Here is a 24,099-nt window from a genome sequence, read left to right as displayed (position 1 = left end):
ATGGCCGTTAAAGCGATAAAAACTAGCACCTTCGCGTGGGAAGGTACTGATAAAAAAGGCTCCAAGGTAAAAGGGGAAACCAGCGGCCAGAACCCTGCACTGATCAAGGCGCAGCTACGTAAGCAGGGTATAAACCCGACCAAAGTGCGCAAGAAGTCAGCCTCTCTGCTCAGCGCAGGAAAAAAGATCAAGCCGATGGACATTGCGCTGTTTGCTCGGCAGATGGCTACCATGATGAAGGCCGGTGTACCGTTACTGCAATCGTTTGAAATCATTGGCGAGGGATTGGACAACCCCAATATGCGCAAACTGGTTGATGATATCAAACAGCATGTAGCAGCCGGCAATAGTTTCGCAGCCTCACTGCGAACCCGACCAGAATATTTCGATGATTTGTTCTGCAATCTAGTCGATGCCGGCGAACAGGCTGGCGCACTCGAAGACCTATTAGATAGAGTCGCAACCTATAAAGAAAAGACCGAAGCGCTTAAAGCAAAAATCAAAAAAGCCATGAACTACCCAATAGCAGTAGTGGTAGTTGCCATTATTGTTTCCGCCATCCTTCTTATTAAAGTAGTACCACAGTTTGAGTCTGTTTTTGCTAACTTTGGCGCTGAGCTACCCGCTTTCACACAATTCGTCATCGGAATATCACAAGCACTTCAAAAGTGGTGGTTTATAATACTCATTGCTATGTTCGCAGCCCTTTTCACACTAGGCGAGACAAAAAAACGCTCTGAGAAATTCCGAAACTGGATTGACCGTACAGCCCTCAAAGCTCCAATCGTCGGAGACATTATTTATAAATCGTCTGTTGCACGCTATGCCCGCACCCTAGCAACGACCTTTGCCGCCGGCGTACCGCTAGTCGAGGCACTGGATTCGGTTGCGGGCGCCACAGGCAATATAGTGTTCAAATCAGCAGTCCAGAAAATTAAGCACGACGTGAGTTCTGGCATGCAGTTAAATTTCTCAATGCGCACAACTGGCGCCTTCCCTTCAATGGCGATTCAAATGACCGCTATTGGTGAAGAGTCCGGTGCCCTAGATATGATGCTAGATAAAGTAGCCAGCTACTATGAAGCAGAAGTAGACAATGCTGTCGATGGACTTACCAGCCTGATGGAACCTCTAATCATGTCGGTACTGGGCGTTCTAGTTGGCGGTCTAATCATCGCCATGTACCTTCCTATATTCCAACTAGGTGCCGTTGTTTAACCTATGTCAGTAATCGACTTTTTGGCCAGCCATGTGCTGGCCTTTGTTTTATGCGCACTAATGATCGGCCTACTGGTCGGCAGCTTCCTTAACGTGGTGGTTTATCGACTGCCAAAAATGATGCAGCGCGATTGGCGTGAGCAGGCACGTGAAATATTGGAACTGCCCGCCGAGCCTCAGACGACAACATTCAATCTGGTACTGCCCAACTCAAGCTGCCCGCACTGCTCCCATGAAATAAAGCCATGGGAAAACATTCCGGTCATCAGCTATCTGTTTTTGCGTGGCAAGTGTTCAAGCTGTAAAGCACCTATCAGTATGCGCTACCCACTGGTTGAGCTGGCCTGCGGGTTGTTGTCGGCGTTTATCGCCTGGCACTTCGGTTTTACCTGGCAGGCGGGAGCGATGTTGCTGCTGACCTGGGGCTTGCTGGCGATGAGCCTGATCGATGTCGATCATCAGTTGCTACCGGACTCGCTGGTGCTGCCACTGCTCTGGCTAGGGCTGATCGCCAATAGCTTTGGCCTATTTGCCAGCCTGCAAGATGCACTCTGGGGTGCGATTACCGGCTATTTGAGCCTGTGGTTGGTGTACTGGCTCTTCAAGCTGGTAACTGGCAAGGAAGGTATGGGCTATGGCGATTTCAAGTTACTGGCCATGCTCGGCGCCTGGGGTGGTTGGCAGGTGTTACCACTGACGATATTGTTGTCGTCGTTGGTTGGTGCGGTGCTGGGCTTGATCATGTTGCGCTTGCGTAACGCAGAAACTAGCACGCCTATACCTTTCGGTCCTTACCTGGCGATTGCCGGCTGGATTGCCTTGCTTTGGGGTGAGCAAATCACTTCCAGCTATCTGCAGATCGCCGGATTCTGATAAGCCACTGGCAATGGCAGGCACTGTAGCGGCCAGCGGATTAAACGCTGTCACAGCTAACCCCCTCCTGCAGACCAATAACTTAGCTCGGAAGCAATCCGAGCTACAGTTTTCGCCCCCCCAGCGAGCCTATGGATACCCCCATATCTTTCGCGGCCATGATCTGCTCCCTCCGCTCCTTCCGTTCGCCAGCAGCCAAGCTGCTGCACTACAATCGCGCCTTTGAATAACTGGCACGAGTGCGCATCTTGACCACAAAACCTTGGATTCTTGGTCTTACCGGCGGCATTGGTAGCGGCAAGAGCGCTGTCGCCCAACACTTTATCGACCTAGGCGTGCATCTGGTCGATGCCGACCATGCGGCGCGCTGGGTGGTTGAGCCTGGCAAGCCGGCGCTGGCCAAGATCGCCGAGCACTTCGGCAGCGATGTGTTGCAGGCCGACGGCCAGCTTGATCGCACAGCGCTGCGCAACCGGATTTTTGCCGATGCCAATGAGCGGCGCTGGCTCGAAGCGTTACTGCATCCGCTTATCGGCCAAGAAATCATCCAGTACCTGGCACGCGCAGAATCACCCTATGCCATTCTGGTTTCGCCATTGCTGGTTGAATCCGGCCAGCACAAATTGACCCAGCGCATACTGGTGGTAGACACGCCCGAGCAGCTGCAAGTGCAGCGCACCATGGCTCGTGACCAGAGTTCCAGCGAGCAGGTGCAGGCTATTCTCAAGGCCCAGGCCAGCCGTGAAGAACGCCTGCGCCACGCCCATGACGTGCTCCTTAATGATCAAGATTTGCCCTGGCTGCGAGCCGAAGTGGAGCGACTCCACACTTTTTACCTGAACCTACGTGGAGGCCAAGCATGAGTACGCCAACCTTAGTCGCCTGCCCTACCTGCAGCGCACCCGTCGAGTGGGGCCCGCAAAGCCCGAGCAGGCCCTTCTGTTCCGAGCGCTGCAAGCTGATTGACCTCGGCGCCTGGGCCTCGGAAGAGCATGCGATTCCCGGCAACCCACTGGAAGATGACCTGTTCTCTGGCGAGCTACCGCCGCGCGAGCACTGAGACTCAAGGCCGCATAAAGCTGTAGTCGCGATCATCATCCAGATTGTCAGCGAGAAACTGCAGCTCGGCGGCCAAATCCACCGCGCTGCGCCCAACCCGACTGCGCTCGACCACAGCACTGAGCAATGCCCTCAGCGCCATAGCCTGGTCAAAGCCCTGCGCGTCGACACCCTGCAAACTCTGCTCGATTACCTGCCTTGCCCATTGATGCACACCCATGTAACGCCCTCCCTATTGGTAGATGAAAGATCGCGCATAGGCGTTTGCGTAGCTTGATCTGAATCAAGCTACGCAACGCAATCGAAACGTTGAAGGGTGCGCCATCAGCGCGGCAGATCATCATCCTTCCAGGGCGCAGCCAGATAACGCGTACGATTGAAGGTCTCCAGCCAGTCTGGATAGAACACCACCAGCGCCGTTACCAGCATGCCGTTGATAAAGGCTTCGGGGAAAATCACCAGCCAGAGATAGCCGATGAAGTCCTCCAGCCAGGGCGGCATCGGGAACAACCCGTCCACCCAAAGCAAGGTGAAAGCAGCAGCGATACACAGCAATGCCGCCAGCGCAGCGGCGAAGAAGCCACTGCAGAAGATGTAAACGAACAGATTGCGCGGCTGCTTTTTCTCAACCCAGATCGCGCAGGCTTCGGTCACCCACACGGGTAACACCACCAGCAGCACACCGTTAACCCCAAGCGCGGCAAGATCCTGCTTACCCAGTGCAAGCAAACCCAGCTGGGCAATAAACCCCACCAGCATGGCCAACGGCCAGTCCAGCAATAAGGTGACCGCCGTCATGCCGATAAAGTGATAGGACAGACCCGAGTCGAAATCCCGACGCACCAGCCACAGCACAAACAGCGCCAGCGTCGTGCCGCCGAGCAGATGCTGACGGCGCAGATCACTGCACAGCTCGACCCAGGGCGCACGCCAGATCGCCCAGCACAGCAGTGGAAGATAGATCAGCCAACCCAGTATCTGACTGGTGGAAGACAGCAAGTGCGCGGCAATCATGCGGAACAATCCCCAAGCCATAGTGGCCAACTTGTGCAGTCTACAACCGCGGCCTTCAGCAACACATGATAAGTCCGCAACAACCGCCGCAGAGGGGTACCAACAACCCAAGTACGCAAGCTAAGCTGAGCCCATGGATGACTCAGACTACCTGCGCCTGCTGACGCATCAGGCCGAACAAGCCAACGCCTTCCTCTCTAACGCGCGCAAGTGGGAGCGCGAGCGCTGGGTTTGCCAGCGCCTGCTGCAAGCGCTGAACGTCAGCCACCGCCTGGATGAGTTCAGCGCCGCAGGCCATGAGCCGCCTGACGTGCTGTTCCGCGAGGCCAGCTTTGAAGTGTTCTTCGTCCTCGACGAGGGCCGCCGCCTGAATGATGAATGGCGCGCCGAACTGGAGCGGCGCCGCAGTGCGTTTTCCCTCAGTCAACTGGTACGCCGCGAAGCCAAGCCACGGCGTATCGCCGCAGCCGAACTACAACAACGGCTGACCCCAACCCTGCGCAAGAAAGCCCACAACTATAAAGAGCGCGGCCTTGATCTGGGCGAGCTGGACCTGCTCGCCTACGTCAACCTGAAGCGCGCCGTACCGGACTTCAACAGCCACTTTCCGCCGCCGACCGAGTTTCTCCGCCAGGGTTGGCGCTCGCTGTCACTGGTCGGCCCGACTTTTGCGCGCGTACTTTTCGCCCACCCGGACGCTCCGGACTTTCTGCGTAACAACCTCGGCCGCTCCGTACTCTTCGATGTGGGCATCAGCCTGTGAGCCCTTTGCACGAATTGCTCGCGGCCGTGCCGCAACAGGGCTGCGTGCGCTGGATTGGCGTGCGCCCCGCCTCGCGAGCAGAAATGATTGAGCTGGAGGCCGTCGAAGCGCGCCGCGAAGCCGGCCTCACCGGCGACCACAGCCGGCCAGGGCCGCGCAATGCCCGGCAGGTCACCCTGATCCAGTGGGAACACCTGGCAGTGATCAGCGCATTGATGGGCCGTCCAGCCGAACAGCCAATCAGCGCACCTGAACTACGGCGCAATATCGCCATCAGCGGCATCAACCTGTTCAGCCTCAAAGGCCGGCGTTTTCGCCTCGGCCAGGCGATTCTGGAAACCACGGGCTGGTGCCAACCCTGTGCAAAGCTGGAAGAACGCTTGGGCCTCGGCACCTTTCAAGCCATGCGCGGCCACGGCGGAATTACCGCACGCGTGCTGCAAGGGGGCATTATTCGCCTGAATGACACCCTGCGCGTTGAGCCTTTATAGGCCGCACGGCTAGAATGCCCAGCACTTCAGTCGGCAATCGATCCCATCAATTGCCAACCGGCCCCTTAATTCGAGGCACGTATGTCCAGTCGCCTGAACCCTGATGATCAAAAACGTGTCGAGCAGTACCTCAGCGCTCCACAGCATCAGGTCGAGCGCCAGCCGTTCAAGGTCTGGCGACTGTTGCTGATCATCGTGATCATCGTGATTGGCCTGGGTGTACTGAGCCGTCTTCTGAGTCGACTGGTGCTATGAGCTGCTTAGCGCTCGCCCACAACGACTCACCCCTTTTTCTTAAAAGCCTTGTGAGCGTGTCTGATGACTCATCAAATCGTAATTGTCGGCGGCGGCGCCGGCGGACTGGAGCTTGCTACCCGCCTGGGTAGAACCCTGGGTAAGCGCGGCCAGGCCAGGATCACCCTGGTCGACGCCAACCTGACACATATCTGGAAACCGCTGCTGCATGAAGTGGCCGCTGGCTCGCTTAACTCCTCCGGTGACGAACTCAACTACGTGGCGCAAGCCAAGTGGAATCACTTCGAGTTCCAGCTGGGCCGGATGTGCGACCTTAACCGCGCAGAAAAGCGTATCAGCCTGGCCGCGACCCTGGATGAGCAGGGCCAGGTGCTGATGCCTGCGCGCGAACTGAGTTACGATAGCCTGGTCATCGCCGTGGGCAGCACCACTAATGATTTCGGCACCGCCGGCGCCGCCGAGCACTGCCTGTTTCTCGACACCCGCGAGCAGGCCGAACGCTTCCATCATCAATTGCTCAGCCATTACCTTCGCGCCCATGCCAGCCAAGGTGCGGCAACAGAGCTGATCAACATCGCTATCGTCGGTGCCGGTGCCACGGGCGTTGAGCTAGCGGCCGAGTTGCACCACGCAGCGCGTGAACTGGCGGCCTACGGCCTGGATCGGATCAGCCCGGAAAACATGCGCATCACCCTGATCGAGGCCGGCCCGCGGGTATTGCCAGCCCTGCCGGAGCGCATTAGTCAGCCAGTGCACAAAACCCTGGAGAAGCTTGGCGTAACCGTACTTACCGGCGCAGCCGTCAGCCAGGTGACTCGCGAGGCGCTGCATACTGCGCAAGGCCAGGTTATTCCAGCCACCTTGAAAGTCTGGGCCGCAGGGATTCGCGCACCTGATTTCCTTAAAGAGCTGGACGGCCTGGAAAGCAATCGCATCAACCAGTTACAGGTGCGCCTGACGCTGCAGACCACCCTGGACGACAACATCTTTGCCTTCGGCGACTGCGCCGCCTGCCCACAACCCGGCAGCGAGGGCCGCAACGTGCCGCCCCGCGCACAAGCGGCGCACCAGCAAGCCTCGCTACTGGCCAAATCGCTGAAGCTGCGCATTGAAGGCAAAGCCCTGCCCGAGTATCGCTACCGCGATTACGGCTCACTGATCTCGCTGTCGACCTTCTCGGCGGTCGGCAACCTGATGGGTAACCTGACCGGCAGCGTGATGCTCGAAGGCTGGCTGGCCAGGATGTTCTACGTATCGCTCTACCGCATGCATCAGATCGCCCTGTATGGCGTAACCCGCACGCTACTGATGATGCTCGGCGACCGCATCGGCCGCAGCACTGAGCCGCGCCTTAAGCTGCATTAAGCACCCCGCAAGAGCGGGCCGTGGCCCGCTCTTGCATTTATTTAAGCGCCAGAACGGTTGCCGGCATAAATCGCGGGCAATAAAAAACCCGCACTAGGCGGGTTTTTTATCATTCAAGCATGCTTGAAATGGTGGGTCGTGTGGGATTCGAACCTACGACCAATTGGTTAAAAGCCAACTGCTCTACCAACTGAGCTAACGACCCAAAAATGGTCGGGGTAGGGGGATTCGAACTCCCGACATCCTGCTCCCAAAGCAGGCGCGCTACCGGACTGCGCTATACCCCGATGAAAGATTGGCTCCGCGACCAGGACTCGAACCTGGGACCCAATGATTAACAGTCATTTGCTCTACCGACTGAGCTATCGCGGAACTACTTGCTTCCTTTCTCAGAAACCGGAGTCGGTTGTTAAATCGTTTCCCGTGTCTGAGGCGCGCCATTTTACGTTTCCGCGCGCGCCTGTCAACCCCTTAAATTGCTTTTAGTACAATGATTTGCAGCTGCGTGAGCGGCTGCTATATCTTCCCTATGTCTGTATTCATTGCAGGACGCACCAGCCGCAAGGCTCCAGCCAGGAAAGTCCATGAGTAACCAGGGCACACCGCCAAATCTACCCGGCTCAGCGCAAACCTTAGCCAGCCGGGGCATCCAGCCGCGCTTCGGTGATCTGGTGCAAAGCTGTCGAAAACTGGTGATGAATCGCCTGGCCGAACACCTGACCGGGGTCTTCGCCCAAGTCGACGACACGTTGTTTGAGTGCGCCGAAAAAGCCGAGAACAACCAGGTACAAACCCTGTTCTTCGATAACATGCGCGAGATCCGTAGGCAGCGCCCGCAGATAGAACGCAGCTACCACCAGCAGATCGCACAGAACTTCTCCGACTTCCTCGAAGGCAAGCTCAAGCCGCCGCCCAGCGCCAGCGAACTGGACGCCGAGCACATGGCCCTGGTGCAGAACGAGGATTATGAAGAAAGCCTGCAAGTCACCAATATGGTCAGCCGGGTCAAGGCACGCTGCGCGCAGCCGCTGTTTGCTCTAGAGCAACGTCTGGCGCTGCTGAATAACGGCCAAAAACTCGTCGAGGACATCAACCCCTTCGGTCCGCAGATGATTGCCCAGGCGTTTCGCGACGCCCTGACCCCATGCCCGTTTCCGCTGCGTATAAAGGTCATCCTTTATGCGTTGTTTGACACGCACGTCATGCAGAGCCTGGACAGCATCTATGCCGCGCTGAATCAGCGCCTGATTGATGCCGGCGTACTGCCAAACCTGAAGTACACCGCACAGCGCAACAACCCGCCTGCACGCCCCAAGGCAACACCCGCTGCATCAGCCGAACACACGACCGAGAGCAGCACCAGCAGCCAGACGCAGGGCACTGCCGCTGCTACACAACCACCTGGGCAACCCTACAGCGCCGGCAGCACAGACTTGAGCGGCCCACCGCCGAGCGACCCGCAGGAGTTACTGGGCAGCCTGGCAACCTTGCTGGGTGAACATCGCCAACGCGATATTGACGCCCCACTGCTTGGCGGCACCCGCAGCATTGCCAGTTTCACCCCACGCGAGGCGACCAGCACCTATAGCGCCTCGGCCCTGCTGGATGCGCTCAACCGCATGCAGCAGCAATCGGCTAACGACCTGTCGCAGCGCCTGAGCCGCCCGCAGCAGGTAGAAGGCCTCAAGGCCGACCTGCAACAACAGCTGGAAGCCCACAGCGAGCTACCAGGTCAGCAGAAAGTTTCCGACCAGGAAGCCGACGTGATCGACCTGGTCGGCATGCTGTTCGACTTTATCCTTGACGACGACAACCTGCCGGACAGCTGCAAGACCACCCTGTCCCACCTGCACACGCCCTACCTTAAAGTGGCACTGCAGGACAAAGCGCTATTCACCCAGCATCATCACCCTGCCCGCCGCCTGCTCAACACCATGGCCCAGGCCGGCGTGCTGTATGGTGGCGAAGGCGATGAGCGCGGCCTGCTGGCCAAGATGCAGTGGGTAGTCGAGCGGGTTATCCATGATTTTTTTGGCGACCTGCAACTCTTTGAAGGTCTGCTGGACGAGTTCAACGAATTCGTTGCCACCCTCAGGCACAAGGTCGAGCTGCGTGAACGTCGTGCAGTGGAAGCAGCCAAAGGCCGCGACAAACTGCTTGGCGCGCGCCAGCACGCAGTAGAAGCGATCGCCAACAGCCTGAACAACCGCCAGCCGCCGACCATTATCCGTAACTTCCTCGAACTGACCTGGGCCGATGTGCTGGTATTCGTGTTGTTGCGCAACGGCGAACAGAGCCCGGAATGGCAGCGCGCCTGCGAAGCGGCTGAGCAGCTGGCCTGGAGCGGCACGCTACTCGATGAAGCAGACCGCGAGCGCCTGCAGAAACTGCGTGTGCCGCTACTCGAAGACCTGCGTAAGGGCCTGGAACTGCTCGGTGGTTACCACGAAGACGGCATCCGCCGCCTGCTGCAGGACCTGGTGGCCTGCCAACATGCCGTACAGGCCAAGCAGCCACAGGTGGCCGCCCAGCTCAAACCAACCCTGCCCGAGAGCCCACTGGGCGCCATGCTCGGTGAAGATGCCGCGCTGGCCACTCTGGCACCACGCGAATCAACACTCTCGACCCGCGCGCAGGCGCTGGCCAAAGAACTGGGGCATATCGAGTTCGGCACCTGGTTCGAGTTCGTCAATGGCGAGCAGGTGCGCACACTCAAGCTGTCCTGGTTCAGCCCAACAACCCGCAACTACATGTTTGTCGACCAGAGCGGCCAGCGCGTGGCAATCAAAGCGCTCACCCAGCTGGCCACTGAAATGGAACAAGGGCTGGCGCGCATCGTCACCCCCGAACGAGGTGCACCACTGGTGGACCGTGCCCTTACCGCCATTTACCGCGTGCTCCAGCGTTTTACCGGGCGCACGGCTGAGCCTCAAGAATAAGGAACTCCTATGGATGACGAACGTCGCCTGCACAGCCGACATAACGCCGACGTGCAACTGGAAGTCTTCGACTTACACACCGGGCAGCGCCTGGGCCGTGTGGTCGACCTGTCCGCCGATGGTTTCATGCTGTTCAGTGACACGCCGCTGACCGCAGACGAGTTGGTGGAGTGCCGTCTGGTCAGCGAACAGGTGGTTGAAGGCGTATGCGAAATAACCCTGGGGGCCGACTGCCTGTGGAGCCGCCCCGGTGCGGACGGCCAGCACTGCTGGGCAGGTTTTCACATTATTGACCTGGCAGAAGACCAGGCTGCAGCGCTGGAAGTCCTGCTCAAGCACCTGTAAATCCGCCGAATAAAAACACCCCGGCCAGCGCGAACTGAACCGGGGTGTTTTTAATTGTGCAGCGCTATTGCGGCCGACGGCGCTTAACCAAAGACGATTTCATCGCCCTCAACCTTGCCCGTCACGCTGCTGCCTGGAGCGAACTTGCCCGCCAGAATCAACTGCGCCAGGGGGTTCTCGATCCAACGCTGTACCGCACGCTTGAGCGGGCGCGCACCATAGACCGGGTCATAGCCGACGGCGATCAGCTTATCCAAGGCCTCGTCAGACAGCTCCAGGCTCAGCTCGCGCTCAGCCAGACGCTGACGCAAACGGCTCAGCTGGATCTGCGCAATACCGGCAATCTGATCACGGGCCAGCGGCTCGAAGATCACCACCTCATCAATCCGGTTGATAAATTCCGGACGGAAGTGCGTGCCTACCGCATCCATCACCGCCGCACGCTGCGCCTCGCGGTCCCCGACCAGCTCCTGAATCTGCGCAGAACCCAGGTTGGAGGTCATCACGACCACGGTGTTCTTGAAGTCCACGGTACGGCCGTGGCTATCGGTCAAACGGCCATCTTCCAGCACCTGCAACAGCACATTGAACACATCCGGGTGAGCTTTCTCCACCTCATCCAGGAGGATCACTGAATAGGGTTTGCGGCGTACCGCCTCGGTCAGATAACCGCCCTCTTCATAGCCGACATAGCCTGGCGGCGCGCCGATCAGCCGTGCCACGGAGTGCTTCTCCATGAATTCGGACATGTCGATACGCACCAGCGCTTCTTCTGTATCGAAGAGGAATTCGGCCAGCGCCTTGCACAGCTCGGTCTTGCCGACGCCGGTTGGGCCGAGAAAGAGGAACGATCCGCTCGGCCTATTCGGGTCGGCCAAACCAGCACGGGAGCGCCGCACCGCATTGGCCACGGCCACCACAGCTTCGTCCTGACCGATAACCCGCTGGTGCAGCAGGCCTTCCATTTTCAACAGCTTGTCACGCTCGCCTTCGAGCATCTTGCTCACAGGGATGCCGGTCCACTTCGACACCACTTCGGCGATTTCTTCCTCGGTGACCTTACTGCGCAGCAACTGGTTCTCGCTTTTACCGTGCTGATCGACCATCTGCAGGCTGCGCTCCAGATCGGGAATAATCCCGTACTGCAGCTCAGCCATACGATTCAGATCGCCCTTGCGCCGCGCGGCCTCAAGCTCCTGCCGAGCCTGTTCGATTTTCTGCTGGATCTGCGCGGAGCCTTGCACTTCGGCCTTTTCCGACTTCCAGATATCCTCCAGATCAGCGTACTCGCGCTCCAGCCGGGCAATGTCCTCATTGAGCTTGGCCAGGCGTTTGATCGCCGCTTCGTCGTCCTCCTTCTTCAGGGCCTGAGCCTCAACCTTGAGCTGAATCAGCCGGCGCTCCAGGCGGTCGAGCACTTCAGGCTTGGAATCGATCTCCATACGAATGCGGCTGGCCGCTTCGTCGATCAGATCGATGGCCTTGTCTGGCAACTGACGATCGGTGATATAGCGGTGCGACAGCTTGGCCGCAGCAATGATCGCACCGTCCGTGATGGCCACCTTGTGGTGCACCTCGTAGCGTTCTTTCAGCCCACGCAGGATGGCGATGGTGTCCTCTTCGCTCGGCTCGTCAACCAGTACTTTCTGGAAGCGCCGTTCCAGCGCGGCATCTTTCTCGATGTACTGGCGGTATTCGTTGAGCGTAGTCGCGCCGACACAGTGCAGCTCACCGCGCGCCAGGGAGGGCTTGAGCATATTGCCAGCGTCCATCGAACCTTCGCCTTTGCCGGCGCCGACCATGGTGTGCAGCTCGTCAATAAACAGGATGATTCGCCCTTCCTGCTTGCTCAACTCGTTGAGCACCGCCTTCAGCCGCTCCTCGAATTCACCACGGAACTTGGCACCCGCGATCAGCGCACCCATATCCAGCGACAACAGGCGCTTGTCCTTCAAGCCATCCGGCACTTCACCGTTGACGATGCGCTGGGCCAGGCCCTCGGCAATTGCCGTCTTGCCCACGCCGGGCTCACCAATCAGCACCGGGTTGTTCTTGGTACGGCGCTGCAACACCTGGATGGTGCGGCGGATTTCGTCGTCACGACCGATCACCGGATCGAGCTTGCCCTCTTCGGCGCGCTTGGTCAGGTCGACGGTGTATTTATCCAGGGCTTGCCGATTTTCCTCGACGTTCGGGTCATTGACCGCATCGCCACCGCGCAGATTGGTCACGGCGTTCTCCAGCGCTTTGCGGCTTACACCTTGACCGAGTAGCAGCTTGCCCAGCTTGGTGTTCTCATCCATTGCGGCCAGCAGCACCAACTCGCTGGAAATAAACTGGTCACCCTTCTGCTGCGACAGGCGATCGGCCTGATTGAGCAGACGCGCCAGATCCTGCGACAGGTTGACATCGCCGGATGGATTCTGGATTTTGCCCAGCTGATCCAGCTCTTTGCCCAGGGCCAGACGCAGGCTGTTGACATCAAAACCGACCTGCATCAGCAGCGGCTTGATCGAGCCGCCCTGCTGCTCGAGCAATGCCTGCATCAGGTGCAGCGGTTCAATGGCCGCATGATCAAGGCCAACGGCCAGGGATTGCGCATCGGAGAGCGCGAGTTGCAACTTGCTGGTTAAACGATCAATACGCATAAACGATCAGCCCTCGTGGTGATGGCAGGCCGGCGCACTGAATCGCGCCCAAACAGAAAGCCTGCGAGATGAAGAGTAGATGAGGCCGATTGTGCGGGTTTCAAGCCGAGTGGCGTTGACCTGAGTCATTTACCGCAGCAGTGCCACAGCGGCGGCACGCGAGGGTCAGTTGCCCAGCCAGATCAGGCTGGCAAAACGCCCGGCTTGTGCCGAACGGCGGTAGGAGAAGAAGCGTGGATCGTTGAAGGTGCAGAAATCGCCGCCGTAGACTGCCTCAACGCCGCAAGCGGCCAGGCGAATACGCGCCAGCTGGTAGATATCCGCCATAAATTTGCCCGCATTAATGCTGGGCTGAAATGCCGCTGCGGCCTGCGCATGCTGGCCAACAAAGGCTTCACGCACTTCCGCGCCCACCTCAAAGGCCTGCGCCCCAATTGCCGGCCCCAACCAGACCAGTACCTGATCTGCCGGCACCGCCAATTGATCCAGGGTGGCTTCAAGTACCCCGGCAGCCAGACCGCGCCAGCCGGCATGGGCTGCCGCAACACGAGTTCCGGCACGGTCACAGAACAGCGCGGGCAGGCAGTCGGCGGTCATTACCGTGCAGGCGATACCTGGCTTGCTCGTCCAACTGGCGTCGGCTTCAAGTACCAGAGCAGGATTGGCCTCAACCACCGCAACACCATGCACCTGCTGCAACCAGGCGGGCTTGCAGCCGAGCAGGCTGACCAAGCGCTGACGGTTTTTCAGCACGGCCTTTGGATCATCGCCAACATGCTCGCCCAGATTGCAACTGTCGAACGGGGCAACGCTGACACCACCACTGCGGGTGGTGACACTGGTCCTTACTCTGGCCGGTGCAGGCCATTGCGGCGTTAGCCAGTCGTGCATCCTGTCACCCTGCTCCCTGTTACCCACGCGTGTCAGCCAGATCCTTGTCAGCCGATAAAGGCTTCACGATCCTGACGCAGCAGCGTCAGCAGCCAGACAAAGTCATCCGGCAATGGCGACTGCCATTTCATCCGCTCACCGCTAATCGGATGGTCCAACTCCAAGAAACGCGCATGCAAGGCCTGGCGCGGAAACTCCTTGAGGGTCTGCACCATGCTCGGATTAGCGGCCGGCGGAATGCGGAAACGCCCGCCGTAGACAGGGTCGCCCACCAGCGGATAGCCAATATGGCTCATGTGCACGCGAATCTGGTGAGTGCGACCGGTTTCCAGCTTGACCCGCGCATGGGTATGCGAGCGGTAGCGCTCCAGCACGCGGTAATGGCTGACCGCCGGCTTGCCACCATCGCTGACCGCCATACGCTGGCGCTGCGAAGAACTGCGACCGATCGGCGCGTTGATCTTGCCACCGGACGTGATCACACCGATCACGATGCATTCGTAGATACGGCTGACCGAGCGTTTCTGCAGCTGGTCGACCAGGCGAGTCTGCGCTTCGATGGTCTTGGCCACCACCATCAGGCCAGTGGTGTCTTTATCCAGGCGGTGCACGATGCCGGCACGCGGCACGTTGATAATGTCCGGCACGTGGTGCAGCAAGGCGTTGAGCAAGGTGCCATCGGCATGCCCGGCAGCCGGGTGCACAACCAGACCAGCCGGTTTGTCGATGACCAGAATCTGCTCGTCTTCGTAGACGATGTTTAGCGCGATGTCCTGGGCAATCCACTCGCCCTGGGCTTCCTGCTCGGCGTTCAACGCCAGCAATGCACCGCCGTGGACGATGTCGCGCGGGCGCAACACCTCACCATCGACGGTCAGCAGACCCTCTTTGATCCAGGCAGACAGACGCGAACGCGAGTGCTCGGCGAACAGGAGTGCGGCGACTTGATCGAGGCGTTGACCACCCATTTCATAGGGCACCTCGGCGTTCAGTTCAATGATCTGCTTATTAATAGAGGACATGCTCGGCAACAGAGGGGGCATAGCTTTTGGTTTCGGCTACACGCTTGTGGTTAAATACGGCGTCTTTGCCCCAGGGGTACCGGGGGCGCTCATCATAACAGGACGGCTTTGCTCAAGACAGCCGCCGTCACAGGGACGCAAGCCGCCATGCAAGTGAAACACCTGCTGCTGATCGCAATCCTCGCCCTCACTGCCGCCTGCTCATCGAAGCCGGTGGTCGACGAAAATCTGAGCGAGACCGAACTCTACCAGCAGGCACAGGCCGACCTGGATAATAGTAGCTACACCAGCGCCGTCGCCAAGCTCAAGGCACTGGAGTCGCGCTATCCGTTCGGCCGTTATGCCGAGCAAGCGCAGCTGGAGCTGATCTACGCCTACTACAAGAACGTCGAGCCTGAAGCTGCCAAGTCCGCGGCCGATCGCTTTATCCGCCTGCACCCGCAGCACGCCAACGTCGATTACGCTTACTACCTCAAGGGCCTCGCGTCGTTTGACCAGGACCGTGGCCTGATCGCGCGCTTCGTCCCGCTGGACATGACCAAGCGCGACCCAGGCGCCGCCCGCGACTCGTACAACGAGTTCGCCCAGCTCACCAGCCGCTTCCCTACCAGCCGCTACGCACCAGACGCCAAGCAGCGCATGATCTACCTGCGCAACCTGCTGGCCGCCTACGAGATCCATGTGGCGCACTACTACCTGACCCGCAACGCCTACGTGGCAGCCGCCAACCGTGGTCGTTACGTGGTGGAAAACTTCCAGGAAACCCCAGCAGTCGGCGATGGCCTGGCAGTAATGACCGAAGCCTACCAGCGCCTGACCTTGGACGACCTGGCAGCCACCAGCCTGGAAACCCTCAAGCTCAACTATCCAGACCATCCAAGCCTGGTCGACGGTCAGTTCGTCCCACGCGAAGAAGAGGCAGACAGCCGTTCCTGGCTGGCCAAGGCCACGCTGGGCCTGATCGAAACCGACACCCCGCTGCCGCCGGGCGAAACCCGCGCCAGCCAGGACGTGATTCGCCAGTACGAAGATGCCGAAGAGCAGATTCCGGACGAACTCAAGACCGGCACCAGCGAGAATAAGCCAAGTCGCTCCTGGTTTAGCTATATGACTTTCGGTCTGTTCGACTAAGTCGACCAACGCAATTAAACAAGGGAGGCTCAATGCCTCCCTTTTTATTGGCCTGATGGCCAAACCTGCAACCGCACGCATGCTTACAGCCAAACACTAGGCGCCGCTTTAGCCCCATGCTTAGAAAAACAACACTCCGCGCACCGCTTCAACGCTGGGCGCACACAAACGGGTTAGCTAAACTGCCCGCTTACCGATAGAAAGAGAGCGCCATGGGCCTGTTCCGCTTACTGTTCTGGATTGCCATCATCGCAGCAGCCTTCTGGCTATGGCGACGCTTTACTCGGCCAGCAGCCCCACGCACCGAAGAGCGCAACACCAGCGCAGCTCCAACGCCCATGGTGCGCTGCGAGCATTGCGGCACCCATGTACCGCGCGACCATGCATTGGCAAAGGGCGAACAGTGGTTCTGCAGCCAGGCACACCTAGAACAAGGCCCACAATCCGGTGAACGCTGATTTCTCCCTGAGCGGGGAGCAAAGCTGGCGAATCCTGCGGCTCTATCACCTATACCGCCTGGTTATCGGCATTACCCTGGCGCTGCTGATTTCCAGCGACCTCGACGCCCAGCTGCTGGACATGATGCACCCGACGCTGTTTCGCAATGGCAGCTGGCTGTATCTGGCACTCAACGTCCTGATCATCGCCACCGTACGCCGCCCCAAGCGTCTGGCGCAGGTATTCAGCCTGGCCATGGTCGACGTGATTCTGCTCTCCGGCCTGTTCTATGCCGCCGGCGGCACACCCAGCGGCATCGGCAACCTGCTGATTGTTGCAGTGGCGATCGCCAATATCCTGTTGCGCGGACGTATCGGCCTACTGATTGCCGCAGTCGCCGCAACAGGCATGATCTACCTGACCTTCTACCTCAGCCTCAGTCGCCCGGCCGCTGCCGCACAATACGTGCAAGCCGGCGCACTTGGCGCGCTGTGCTTTGCCGCCGCACTGTTTGTGCAGGGGCTGACTCGCCGCCTGCAAGTTAGCGAAAGCCTGGCCGAGCAACGCGCTGCCGACGTGGCCAATCTGGAAGCACTCAACGCACTGATCCTGCAACGTATGCGCACCGGCATTCTGGTGCTGGATGAATTACACCGCGTACTACTGGCCAACCAGGGCGCCAACCACCTGCTGGGGCATGCCGATCTGACCGGCAAGATCCTCGACCCGCACTGCCCCGAGCTGATCAAGCGCATGCAGCAATGGTCGCACAACCCCAGCCTGCGCCCCGCCAGCCTACAAGCGGCACCCGACGGCCGAGTACTGCAGCCAAGCTTTATAGCCCTGCAACGCGGCGAGCATAAGCACACGCTGGTCTTCCTCGATGACATCTCGCAGATCGCGCAGCAGGCGCAACAGCTCAAGCTTGCCTCACTGGGCCGCTTGACAGCCGGTATCGCCCACGAGATTCGCAACCCGCTGGGGGCAATCAGCCACGCCGCACAACTGCTGCAGGAGTCGGAAGAACTGGAAGGCCCGGACCTACGCCTGGCGCAGATCATTCAGGATCACTCGCGGCGGATGAACCTGGTGATCGAGAACGTTCTGCAACTGTCGCGCCGGCGCCAGGCCGAACCACAACTGCTCGACCTGAAGTACTGGTTACACCGCTTCGCCAGCGAGTTCCGCAGCAGCGCCGCCCCCGGTCAGACGCTGCACCTGGAAACCAGCAGCGGCAGCATTCAAACACGCATGGACCCACACCAGCTCACCCAAGTACTGAGCAACCTGGTGGAAAACGGCCTGCGCTACAGCGCGCAGAAAAACAGGCACGGCCAGGTCTGGCTGAAGCTGTTCCGCGACCCGGAGAGCGAGCTGCCGGTACTCGAAGTGCTGGACGACGGCCCCGGCGTATCCGAAGAACAGCTGCACCATCTGTTCGAGCCCTTCTACACCACGGAAAACAAGGGCACCGGCCTGGGCCTGTATATTTCCCGCGAGCTGTGCGAAAGCAACCAGGCTCGCCTCGACTATAAACTTCGTGAAGGTGGCGGCAGCTGCCTGCGTATCACCTTCGCCCACCCGCGCAAACTGAGCTGACCATGACCCGCCAGAGAGCCTTGATCGTCGATGACGAACCCGATATTCGCGAACTCCTGGAAATCACTCTGGGACGTATGAAGCTCGATACCCGCAGCGCACGCAACGTCAAGGAAGCCCGCGAGTGGCTGGCCAAAGAACCCTTCGACCTGTGCCTTACCGACATGCGCCTGCCGGACGGCACCGGCCTGGAGCTGGTGCAACATATTCTGCTGCGCCACCCGCAAGTACCCGTGGCGATGATCACCGCTTATGGCAGCCTGGACACCGCAATCAACGCCTTGAAAGCTGGCGCATTCGACTTTCTTACCAAGCCGGTGGATCTCGGCCGCCTGCGTGAACTGGTCGCCGCCGCCTTGCGCCTGCGCAGCGCCGATGGCGAAGAGCTGCCGGTAGACAGCCGCCTGCTCGGCGACTCACCGCCGATGAAAGCCATGCGCAAACAGATTCTCAAGCTCGCCCGCAGCCAAGCCCCGGTGTATATCAGCGGCGAATCCGGCAGCGGCAAGGAGTTGGTCGCACGACTGATCCACGAGCAAGGCTCGCGCGGCGAGCAACCCTTTATCCCGGTCAACTGCGGTGCCATCCCCACCGAACTAATGGAAAGCGAGTTCTTCGGCCACAAGAAGGGCAGCTTTACGGGCGCCATCGAAGACAAGCAAGGCCTGTTTCAAGCGGCCAACGGCGGCACCCTGTTCCTTGATGAGGTCGCCGACCTGCCATTGCCGATGCAAGTTAAATTGCTACGCGCGATTCAGGAAAAAGCTGTACGCGCCGTCGGAGGCCAACAGGAGCTGATTGTCGATGTACGCATCCTCTGCGCCACTCACAAGGATCTGGCCGGCGAAGTCGCGGCGGGGCGCTTCCGCCAGGACTTGTACTACCGCCTCAACGTCATCGAACTACGCGTGCCCGCCCTGCGCGAACGCCGCGAAGACATCGCCCTGCTGGCCGAGATCATGCTCAAACGCCTGGCCGACGGCACTGGTCTCAGCCCAGCCAAGCTGGATGACGACGCGCTGGAGAAGCTCAAAAGCTACCGCTTTCCGGGCAACGTGCGCGAACTGGAGAACATGCTCGAGCGCGCCTACACCCTGTGCGAAGACGACCGCATCACCAGTAGCGACCTGCGCCTGGCAGACAGCGTGCCGATCAGCGAAAACGGCGAAGCCAACCTCGCGCAAATCGATAACCTAGAAGACTACCTGGAAGCCATCGAACGCAAACTGATCATGCAAGCCCTGGAAGAAACCCGCTGGAACCGCACCGCAGCTGCGCAACGCCTGGGCCTTAGCTTCCGTTCAATGCGCTATCGACTAAAGAAGCTCGGCATAGACTAAAGCGCGCATCAACTGCGGGCGAGGGGTTTAGCCGAGCCCCCCGCTCACTGGAATGCTCACCCCGTCGAAGCCAACCGCCCAGCAGGCGCATAAGGTGCCGGATCCACAATTGGCTCACGCCCCAGCATCAGATCCGCCAGCAACTGGCACGACGCCGGCGCCAGCACCAGCCCATTACGATAATGCCCGCAGTTCAACCACAAGCCTTCATGCCCCGGCACCGGCCCAATAAACGGAATGCCCTCAGGCGAACCAGGCCGCAGCCCCGCCCAATGCCCCACCACCTCGGCACCTGCCAGCGCCGGCAACAATTCAACAGCAGAAGCCTTTAAGCTGGCCAGCGCCTCGTCGGTCGGAGTTTTGTCGAACCCAGCATGCTCAAGGGTGCTGCCAATCAGAATATGGCCGTCACGCCGCGGAATCGCATAACGACCTTTGGCCAGCACAATGGCTGGGAGAAAGTCTTCGGCACACTTGTACAGAATCATCTGCCCCTTGACCGGCGCAACCGGCAACTCGATGCCAAGGGTTTTCATCAACTCCCCACTCCAGGCTCCGGCCGCAAGCACCACCTGATCGGCATGCATATCACCTTGTGCCGTATGCACACCCGTAACACGCCCACCCTCGCGAATAAACCCACTCACCACACAGCGCTCATGCAAGGTGACATTCGGCATCTGCTGCAACGCAGCGCGCAGCGCTTTGACCAAGCGCGGATTACGCACATTCGCCACATCCGCCATCTGCACCGCCCGCTCAAAGCCTTTAGCCAACGCAGGCACCGCTCTCTCTACCACCGCGACATCTTCACGCTGCAGCGGCCGCCCCTCACGCTGCGCCCAGGCGAGCGCTTCGGCTTCGTCCTCAAGATCAAGCCAATACAACCCAGTGACATACACCTCCGGATCAATCTTCGTCTGCGCCAGTAACTGCTCACCCAACCGCGGATAAAAATCCTGCGACCAATGCGCCAAAGCCGTTACCGCCGGGCTGTAGCGCCAAGGATAAAGCGGCGAGACAATCCCACCACCGGCCCAAGAAGACTCGCGCCCCACCTGTTCAGCAACATCTAGAACAGAAACATGGAATCCAACATTCGCTAGACGCAGAGCCGACAACAAGCCAATGACCCCAGCACCTACAACTACGACCCGACTCACGCTCACTCAATCTGACTCCAATCACCTACAACACAACACACCAAAGGCTACAGGCACATTAACTGCCAAAAACCACACTTAACCACTCAAACGACTCTTCAGGTGTTCAGGATGAACCCAAAAGCCGCATATGGATTATCGATTGCTGAAATCTTGTACACCCTAGCCATCATCTCGATACTTAGTATCGGCGCAACACACACTCAAGCGATGCTCAACAAACAGCGTCTTTACGATTCTCAGAGCAGCCTACACCTACTGATCCGACGCGCCCGCCATGACGCTCTCATCTCGCGAACACGCATAACCCTATGCGCACTAACGGAGACAGGCATCTGCAAACAAGACTGGACGGGCAGTATTAGCGCCTTCACAGATCACAATGGCAATCGTCAACTTGACTTAACTGAGCTGGAGTTTTCCAGAGTTGACCTTCACCCCAACCTCATTCTGGCCTGGAAAGGCATGAAACCCACCAATTCCATCCACTTCAGCCCAGTAGGGGTCACATTCGTCAGCAACGGCACATTCACCCTGTGCCTCCCTCAGCATAAGGAAACCGTAAAGCTAGTGATCAATAAACAAGGCCGTACACGCTCGGAGCTTACAACCCAAGCCTGCAAAGACGGAAAGACCACTCAACCGGACAATTGAACCAGCTATCACACCGCACTTGAGTAGACAGACTCATCTGAAGACTATGACGATGAAAGTTTCCCCAAGAGAGCTGTCATGCCAAGAGTCAAAGGGTTCACCCTCATCGAGCTGATGATCGCCATCGCCATTCTAGGCATTATCGTTGGCTTGGCGGCGCCAGCCATGAGCGATTTTGCAGTACGCCAGCGCGTTAGCGGACAAGCCAGCGAAATAATGCTGGCATTGGCTTTTGCCAGATCCGAAGCGGTTAAACAAAATAGAGAAGTCGTTATCCTGCCGGCCACAAATTCCGCTACCGGCTGGAGTGATGGCTGGTGCGTTGGTCTGGCCAGTGGTACCGACGCAATGAGCAATTGTGACGACCCAGATCGCCTTCGCGACTTTTCAGCATCTACCGGCGTAACTATCACCAGCGCATTCCTGGCGACATCACCACGCCTGACATTTCAGCGTGACGGCACCTGTTCACTCTGTGGCAGCAACCCGTTCAACATAACTTCAGCCAACCTTAAAGCAACGAGCACTGATGCGCGCTGTGTCAGTGTCACCCGTCAAGGTCGCGCAAGTCTGACCAAAATCACACGCGACGCCTCATGCTAACAAGGAAAACCAACATGCTTCTTGCGTCTAAAAATGAAGCTGGCAGCTCTATGATTGAGGTGCTGGTCACCTTATTGGTATTCACCGTTGGCATGCTCGGCCTTGCAGCCTTGCAACTCAACGCACTGCAAGGGTCTAGCGATAGCGCACAACGCTCACAGACTACTTGGCTACTTCAAGATATTGCTGAGCGAATCAGGGCTAACCCCGAAGGCACTGCAGCTGCCTATGAAACTGCCCCCGACTGCACCGCCCTACCAGCAAAGCGTTGTGCTGACTTTTACAACCCGGCCACGTCGGCAAAAGTCGCCGCCGCACAATGCAGCGCATCTGAAATGGCAGCATTTGATCACTGGGAATCCCGATGCAGCTATTCCGCCATTGCCACTTACAACACAATCAATGCCCGCTTCACCAGCCGCGATTTCATCAACGCACCAACTGGAGGTGCCAGTGTATCCATTGCAAACAACGGTAATGTTCTGACTCTGCAGGGTTTCTGGCTTGGCAAAGCCGATAACGCAAAAGGCACTGCTGACCAGAACTCGCAAACTACTGCAATGAGGATACAACGATGATCAGGCCTACTCAGCTACGGCGGCTGCAAATCGGCCTCTCCATTGTTGAACTAATGGTTGCATTGGCATTAGGCCTATTACTAATGACTGGCGTCATTCAGGTATTCCTCTCAAGCCGCCAGACCTATTCTGCCAATGAAGCCATGGGGCGCATGCAGGAAAACGGGCGCTTTGCCTTGGAGTTTATTGCCCGTAGCGCACGCCAGGCAGGTTATGTTGAGCCGATCTACATGTCAGGAAAACCTCTGCCACTAGTTCGCCCCGCATGCGCAGGACTGCCCGGCACTATTCCAACGACACTCTGCACAACCCAGGGCGCAGGCAGCGGATCCGACAGTGTCGGTTTCGTCATGCAACCTAGCGTTACTGATGGTGCCCGACGTGACTGCCTCGGCAACACAATTGCCGATGATGATGTACTGATCATCAACCATTTCGAAATTATTCCCGCAACAGGAACTCAACCAGCAGCGCTTGGCTGCCGCGCATACAAATTTAACGGAACAAACCCCGATGGTTGGACCTCAGGTCCTGCCGCGCAAGAACTCATTTCCGGGGTTGATAGCCTGCAAATCCTTTACGGCATTACCACTGCAGGGGACTCGCGCAGCGCAAACCAGTACGTATCGGCTGATCGTGTTACCGACTGGAACAAGGTGCGTGCGGTGCGCATCGCTGTACTGGCCAACTCAGTCGATAACCTGACGCCTGCACCCGCGAACCGCAACTTTGCCCTTCTTGACGCGGCACCACTTGCGATTGCAGATAATCGGGCTCGGCAAATCTTCACCACAACGATTCAGCTCAAAAATACCGACTGAGGCTACCCAAATGCGTCGACTTAATGTTCCAAAGCGCGTGCAACAGGGTGCGACCTTGATTGTGGCGCTGGTATTTTTGCTGGTACTGACCGTCGCAGGCGTAACTGCAATGCGTTTTTCAACATTTGAGGAGCGCATGGCCAGTAACACTCAGTTCCGCAACCAGGTTTTTCAACAAGCTCAAAGTGAAATTCGCGCACAGCTTCTGGCTTTCAATACTAACTTAGCCAACCGCGCCCCATTACTTGTTGCAATGGGAAAAAATGTCGCAGCTCGCGATGCCGCCGCACTTCTTGCTGACCCAAGCCTGAAGTCACTCCCCGCAACAGCACGAGAAGTTCAAGCACTGACTCCAAAAATGAATGCAACCGGCGACAATATCGCTTCAAACAACGTGCGCTATGTGCAAGAAGGCCCTTGTGATGACGGGTCCAGCGCAGAGAAATTCGTCTGTGTCCGCTTTGAAATGTCTGCTCGCGCCGAGACTGCAGGGGGAAGTTTCTCTTCCCAATCCCAAGGGCTAAGTTTCCAGAATAACAAATGAGGTTATAAGCATGAAAAATCTGATCATCTACTTACTTGCCGGCATGCTTTTAACCCTAACCGCTCATGCCGAAGAACAAAGCGATGAAGTATTGCTGGTTGTTATTGAAGCAGAAAAGTTCATGGTCAACTGGAGCCCATCTGGCGAAATACTGGGCCGCGCAATTGTTTACCGTTGCGCCGAATGTGCACCAGAAACTATGAGTTTTGGCCCACACACAGAACTCTACATCAATGAACAACCGCGCCCGATCAATGAGATCGGCAATAAAGTGGACTGGACCGGCCTCATTACCGTGACCAATAAAGAACCCACTAAAGTCATCAGATTCACGGCTTATTGATT

General features: G+C 58.3%; 26 protein-coding genes and 3 tRNA genes. 20 read left to right on the top strand and 9 right to left on the bottom strand.

Features of this window, described 5'->3' with window-relative positions; all coding sequences use genetic code 11:
- The 4 genes from ACIN8IBEIGE_RS01880 to yacG all read left to right on the top strand — a co-directional run bounded on the left by ACIN8IBEIGE_RS01880 (window position 1) and on the right by yacG (window position 3,151).
- Window positions 1–1,218, top strand: a complete 1,218-nt coding sequence (locus ACIN8IBEIGE_RS01880; protein WP_160013165.1) for a type II secretion system F family protein — start codon at window positions 1–3, stop codon at window positions 1,216–1,218.
- Window positions 1,219–1,221: 3 nt separating this feature from the next.
- Window positions 1,222–2,091 carry an A24 family peptidase gene (locus ACIN8IBEIGE_RS01875; protein ID WP_160013164.1) on the top strand — a complete coding sequence of 290 codons (870 nt, stop codon included), beginning with the start codon at window positions 1,222–1,224 and terminating at the stop codon, window positions 2,089–2,091.
- Between the two features lie 248 nt (window positions 2,092–2,339).
- Window positions 2,340–2,954 (top strand): dephospho-CoA kinase, encoded by a 615-nt coding sequence (gene coaE, locus ACIN8IBEIGE_RS01870; protein WP_160013163.1) that lies wholly within the window; start codon window positions 2,340–2,342, stop codon window positions 2,952–2,954.
- Window positions 2,951–3,151: a DNA gyrase inhibitor YacG gene (yacG, locus tag ACIN8IBEIGE_RS01865; protein ID WP_160013162.1), complete on the top strand. Its 201-nt coding sequence runs from the start codon at window positions 2,951–2,953 to the stop codon at window positions 3,149–3,151. Before coaE ends, yacG begins: the two co-directional genes overlap by 4 nt.
- A 3-nt stretch (window positions 3,152–3,154) precedes the next feature.
- Here yacG and ACIN8IBEIGE_RS01860 read toward each other — a convergent pair whose 3' ends face one another.
- Entirely contained in the window at window positions 3,155–3,370 is a 216-nt protein-coding gene (locus ACIN8IBEIGE_RS01860; protein WP_160013161.1) for a hypothetical protein, read from the bottom strand.
- 104 nt (window positions 3,371–3,474) lie between these two features.
- The gene (locus ACIN8IBEIGE_RS01855) at window positions 3,475–4,164 is read right to left on the bottom strand and encodes an energy-coupling factor ABC transporter permease (RefSeq protein ID WP_160013160.1); all 690 of its coding nucleotides are present in this window, start codon (window positions 4,162–4,164) and stop codon (window positions 3,475–3,477) included.
- Between the two features lie 133 nt (window positions 4,165–4,297).
- On the opposite strand from ACIN8IBEIGE_RS01855, the gene ACIN8IBEIGE_RS01850 reads away from it, so the two are divergent.
- From ACIN8IBEIGE_RS01850 to ACIN8IBEIGE_RS01835, 4 genes are all read left to right on the top strand, one after another.
- On the top strand, window positions 4,298–4,927 hold the full coding sequence (locus ACIN8IBEIGE_RS01850; protein WP_160013159.1) for a DUF1780 domain-containing protein: 630 nt from the start codon (window positions 4,298–4,300) through the stop codon (window positions 4,925–4,927).
- Window positions 4,924–5,418 carry an MOSC domain-containing protein gene (locus tag ACIN8IBEIGE_RS01845; protein WP_160013158.1) on the top strand — a complete coding sequence of 165 codons (495 nt, stop codon included), beginning with the start codon at window positions 4,924–4,926 and terminating at the stop codon, window positions 5,416–5,418. The genes ACIN8IBEIGE_RS01850 and ACIN8IBEIGE_RS01845 overlap by 4 nt, the downstream gene beginning before the upstream one ends.
- A gap of 81 nt (window positions 5,419–5,499) precedes the next feature.
- Complete coding sequence (locus tag ACIN8IBEIGE_RS01840) at window positions 5,500–5,673, top strand: DUF3094 family protein (RefSeq protein ID WP_160013157.1); 174 nt, start codon at window positions 5,500–5,502, stop codon at window positions 5,671–5,673.
- 63 nt (window positions 5,674–5,736) lie between these two features.
- The gene (locus ACIN8IBEIGE_RS01835) at window positions 5,737–7,038 is read left to right on the top strand and encodes an NAD(P)/FAD-dependent oxidoreductase (protein ID WP_160013156.1); all 1,302 of its coding nucleotides are present in this window, start codon (window positions 5,737–5,739) and stop codon (window positions 7,036–7,038) included.
- Window positions 7,039–7,167: 129 nt separating this feature from the next.
- Here the strand turns inward: ACIN8IBEIGE_RS01835 and ACIN8IBEIGE_RS01830 are convergent.
- The 3 genes from ACIN8IBEIGE_RS01830 to ACIN8IBEIGE_RS01820 form a co-directional block, all read right to left on the bottom strand.
- Window positions 7,168–7,243, bottom strand: a tRNA-Lys gene (locus tag ACIN8IBEIGE_RS01830).
- Between the two features lie 5 nt (window positions 7,244–7,248).
- A tRNA-Pro gene (locus tag ACIN8IBEIGE_RS01825) sits at window positions 7,249–7,325 on the bottom strand.
- Between the two features lie 9 nt (window positions 7,326–7,334).
- Window positions 7,335–7,410, bottom strand: a tRNA-Asn gene (locus ACIN8IBEIGE_RS01820).
- 212 nt (window positions 7,411–7,622) lie between these two features.
- Here ACIN8IBEIGE_RS01820 and ACIN8IBEIGE_RS01815 point away from each other — a divergent pair.
- Together ACIN8IBEIGE_RS01815 and ACIN8IBEIGE_RS01810 are read left to right on the top strand one after the other, a co-directional pair.
- Entirely contained in the window at window positions 7,623–9,977 is a 2,355-nt protein-coding gene (locus ACIN8IBEIGE_RS01815) for a DUF1631 domain-containing protein (RefSeq protein WP_160013155.1), read from the top strand.
- 9 nt (window positions 9,978–9,986) lie between these two features.
- Complete coding sequence (locus ACIN8IBEIGE_RS01810; RefSeq protein ID WP_160013154.1) at window positions 9,987–10,322, top strand: PilZ domain-containing protein; 336 nt, start codon at window positions 9,987–9,989, stop codon at window positions 10,320–10,322.
- 83 nt (window positions 10,323–10,405) lie between these two features.
- On the opposite strand, the gene clpB is transcribed toward ACIN8IBEIGE_RS01810, so the two are convergent.
- The 3 genes from clpB to rluD form a co-directional block, all read right to left on the bottom strand.
- Window positions 10,406–12,970, bottom strand: a complete 2,565-nt coding sequence (gene clpB, locus ACIN8IBEIGE_RS01805) for an ATP-dependent chaperone ClpB (RefSeq protein WP_160013153.1) — start codon at window positions 12,968–12,970, stop codon at window positions 10,406–10,408.
- Between the two features lie 165 nt (window positions 12,971–13,135).
- Complete coding sequence (gene pgeF / locus ACIN8IBEIGE_RS01800; protein WP_160013152.1) at window positions 13,136–13,861, bottom strand: peptidoglycan editing factor PgeF; 726 nt, start codon at window positions 13,859–13,861, stop codon at window positions 13,136–13,138.
- A gap of 47 nt (window positions 13,862–13,908) precedes the next feature.
- Complete coding sequence (rluD, locus tag ACIN8IBEIGE_RS01795) at window positions 13,909–14,883, bottom strand: 23S rRNA pseudouridine(1911/1915/1917) synthase RluD (RefSeq protein ID WP_090251260.1); 975 nt, start codon at window positions 14,881–14,883, stop codon at window positions 13,909–13,911.
- Between the two features lie 147 nt (window positions 14,884–15,030).
- Between rluD and ACIN8IBEIGE_RS01790 the strand changes: the two genes are divergently transcribed.
- From ACIN8IBEIGE_RS01790 to ACIN8IBEIGE_RS01775, 4 genes are all read left to right on the top strand, one after another.
- Window positions 15,031–16,014, top strand: coding sequence for an outer membrane protein assembly factor BamD (locus ACIN8IBEIGE_RS01790; protein ID WP_160013151.1), 984 nt, complete (start codon window positions 15,031–15,033; stop codon window positions 16,012–16,014).
- Window positions 16,015–16,226: 212 nt separating this feature from the next.
- On the top strand, window positions 16,227–16,472 hold the full coding sequence (locus tag ACIN8IBEIGE_RS01785; protein ID WP_160013150.1) for a PP0621 family protein: 246 nt from the start codon (window positions 16,227–16,229) through the stop codon (window positions 16,470–16,472).
- Window positions 16,462–18,051 carry a PAS domain-containing sensor histidine kinase gene (locus ACIN8IBEIGE_RS01780; protein WP_160013149.1) on the top strand — a complete coding sequence of 530 codons (1,590 nt, stop codon included), beginning with the start codon at window positions 16,462–16,464 and terminating at the stop codon, window positions 18,049–18,051. Before ACIN8IBEIGE_RS01785 ends, ACIN8IBEIGE_RS01780 begins: the two co-directional genes overlap by 11 nt.
- A 2-nt stretch (window positions 18,052–18,053) precedes the next feature.
- On the top strand, window positions 18,054–19,391 hold the full coding sequence (locus ACIN8IBEIGE_RS01775; RefSeq protein ID WP_160013148.1) for a sigma-54 dependent transcriptional regulator: 1,338 nt from the start codon (window positions 18,054–18,056) through the stop codon (window positions 19,389–19,391).
- 56 nt (window positions 19,392–19,447) lie between these two features.
- Here ACIN8IBEIGE_RS01775 and thiO read toward each other — a convergent pair whose 3' ends face one another.
- Window positions 19,448–20,560: a glycine oxidase ThiO gene (thiO, locus tag ACIN8IBEIGE_RS01770; RefSeq protein ID WP_372239977.1), complete on the bottom strand. Its 1,113-nt coding sequence runs from the start codon at window positions 20,558–20,560 to the stop codon at window positions 19,448–19,450.
- A gap of 105 nt (window positions 20,561–20,665) precedes the next feature.
- Between thiO and ACIN8IBEIGE_RS01765 the strand changes: the two genes are divergently transcribed.
- The 6 genes from ACIN8IBEIGE_RS01765 to ACIN8IBEIGE_RS01740 all read left to right on the top strand — a co-directional run bounded on the left by ACIN8IBEIGE_RS01765 (window position 20,666) and on the right by ACIN8IBEIGE_RS01740 (window position 24,097).
- A complete protein-coding gene (locus ACIN8IBEIGE_RS01765) occupies window positions 20,666–21,208 on the top strand; it encodes a GspH/FimT family protein (RefSeq protein WP_160013146.1) in 543 nt (180 codons plus the stop codon).
- A 78-nt stretch (window positions 21,209–21,286) separates the two neighbouring features.
- The gene (locus ACIN8IBEIGE_RS20885) at window positions 21,287–21,811 is read left to right on the top strand and encodes a GspH/FimT family pseudopilin (RefSeq protein ID WP_160013145.1); all 525 of its coding nucleotides are present in this window, start codon (window positions 21,287–21,289) and stop codon (window positions 21,809–21,811) included.
- Between the two features lie 14 nt (window positions 21,812–21,825).
- Window positions 21,826–22,389: a type IV pilus modification protein PilV gene (gene pilV, locus ACIN8IBEIGE_RS01755; protein ID WP_160013144.1), complete on the top strand. Its 564-nt coding sequence runs from the start codon at window positions 21,826–21,828 to the stop codon at window positions 22,387–22,389.
- Window positions 22,386–23,210: a PilW family protein gene (locus ACIN8IBEIGE_RS01750; protein WP_160013143.1), complete on the top strand. Its 825-nt coding sequence runs from the start codon at window positions 22,386–22,388 to the stop codon at window positions 23,208–23,210. The genes pilV and ACIN8IBEIGE_RS01750 overlap by 4 nt, the downstream gene beginning before the upstream one ends.
- A 10-nt stretch (window positions 23,211–23,220) precedes the next feature.
- On the top strand, window positions 23,221–23,754 hold the full coding sequence (locus tag ACIN8IBEIGE_RS01745; RefSeq protein ID WP_160013142.1) for a PilX N-terminal domain-containing pilus assembly protein: 534 nt from the start codon (window positions 23,221–23,223) through the stop codon (window positions 23,752–23,754).
- Between the two features lie 10 nt (window positions 23,755–23,764).
- A complete protein-coding gene (locus tag ACIN8IBEIGE_RS01740) occupies window positions 23,765–24,097 on the top strand; it encodes a hypothetical protein (RefSeq protein ID WP_160013141.1) in 333 nt (110 codons plus the stop codon).
- The last annotated feature ends 2 nt before the right edge of the window (window positions 24,098–24,099 follow it).

The organism is Pseudomonas sp. 8BK (genome assembly GCF_902506475.1).
GTDB classification, from domain to species: domain Bacteria; phylum Pseudomonadota; class Gammaproteobacteria; order Pseudomonadales; family Pseudomonadaceae; genus Aquipseudomonas; species Aquipseudomonas anguilliseptica.
This window is presented reverse-complemented; position numbering and strand designations above follow the sequence as displayed.

Excerpts from the sequence above, each read along its gene's own strand:
- ACIN8IBEIGE_RS01765 (WP_160013146.1), top strand. The coding sequence starts at position 20,666 with ATGAACCCAAAAGCCGCATATGGATTATCGATTGCTGAAATCTTGTAC.
- ACIN8IBEIGE_RS01850 (WP_160013159.1), top strand. The coding sequence starts at position 4,298 with ATGGATGACTCAGACTACCTGCGCCTGCTGACGCATCAGGCCGAACAA.
- ACIN8IBEIGE_RS20885 (WP_160013145.1), top strand. The coding sequence starts at position 21,287 with ATGCCAAGAGTCAAAGGGTTCACCCTCATCGAGCTGATGATCGCCATC.
- ACIN8IBEIGE_RS01840 (WP_160013157.1), top strand. The coding sequence starts at position 5,500 with ATGTCCAGTCGCCTGAACCCTGATGATCAAAAACGTGTCGAGCAGTAC.
- ACIN8IBEIGE_RS01860 (WP_160013161.1), bottom strand. The coding sequence starts at position 3,370 with ATGGGTGTGCATCAATGGGCAAGGCAGGTAATCGAGCAGAGTTTGCAG.
- ACIN8IBEIGE_RS01880 (WP_160013165.1), top strand. The coding sequence starts at position 1 with ATGGCCGTTAAAGCGATAAAAACTAGCACCTTCGCGTGGGAAGGTACT.
- pgeF (WP_160013152.1), bottom strand. The coding sequence starts at position 13,861 with ATGCACGACTGGCTAACGCCGCAATGGCCTGCACCGGCCAGAGTAAGG.
- yacG (WP_160013162.1), top strand. The coding sequence starts at position 2,951 with ATGAGTACGCCAACCTTAGTCGCCTGCCCTACCTGCAGCGCACCCGTC.
- ACIN8IBEIGE_RS01750 (WP_160013143.1), top strand. The coding sequence starts at position 22,386 with ATGATCAGGCCTACTCAGCTACGGCGGCTGCAAATCGGCCTCTCCATT.
- ACIN8IBEIGE_RS01740 (WP_160013141.1), top strand. The coding sequence starts at position 23,765 with ATGAAAAATCTGATCATCTACTTACTTGCCGGCATGCTTTTAACCCTA.
- ACIN8IBEIGE_RS01810 (WP_160013154.1), top strand. The coding sequence starts at position 9,987 with ATGGATGACGAACGTCGCCTGCACAGCCGACATAACGCCGACGTGCAA.
- ACIN8IBEIGE_RS01855 (WP_160013160.1), bottom strand. The coding sequence starts at position 4,164 with ATGATTGCCGCGCACTTGCTGTCTTCCACCAGTCAGATACTGGGTTGG.
- clpB (WP_160013153.1), bottom strand. The coding sequence starts at position 12,970 with ATGCGTATTGATCGTTTAACCAGCAAGTTGCAACTCGCGCTCTCCGAT.
- pilV (WP_160013144.1), top strand. The coding sequence starts at position 21,826 with ATGCTTCTTGCGTCTAAAAATGAAGCTGGCAGCTCTATGATTGAGGTG.
- ACIN8IBEIGE_RS01785 (WP_160013150.1), top strand. The coding sequence starts at position 16,227 with ATGGGCCTGTTCCGCTTACTGTTCTGGATTGCCATCATCGCAGCAGCC.
- ACIN8IBEIGE_RS01835 (WP_160013156.1), top strand. The coding sequence starts at position 5,737 with ATGACTCATCAAATCGTAATTGTCGGCGGCGGCGCCGGCGGACTGGAG.
- ACIN8IBEIGE_RS01875 (WP_160013164.1), top strand. The coding sequence starts at position 1,222 with ATGTCAGTAATCGACTTTTTGGCCAGCCATGTGCTGGCCTTTGTTTTA.
- ACIN8IBEIGE_RS01745 (WP_160013142.1), top strand. The coding sequence starts at position 23,221 with ATGCGTCGACTTAATGTTCCAAAGCGCGTGCAACAGGGTGCGACCTTG.
- ACIN8IBEIGE_RS01775 (WP_160013148.1), top strand. The coding sequence starts at position 18,054 with ATGACCCGCCAGAGAGCCTTGATCGTCGATGACGAACCCGATATTCGC.
- ACIN8IBEIGE_RS01790 (WP_160013151.1), top strand. The coding sequence starts at position 15,031 with ATGCAAGTGAAACACCTGCTGCTGATCGCAATCCTCGCCCTCACTGCC.
- rluD (WP_090251260.1), bottom strand. The coding sequence starts at position 14,883 with ATGTCCTCTATTAATAAGCAGATCATTGAACTGAACGCCGAGGTGCCC.
- ACIN8IBEIGE_RS01815 (WP_160013155.1), top strand. The coding sequence starts at position 7,623 with ATGAGTAACCAGGGCACACCGCCAAATCTACCCGGCTCAGCGCAAACC.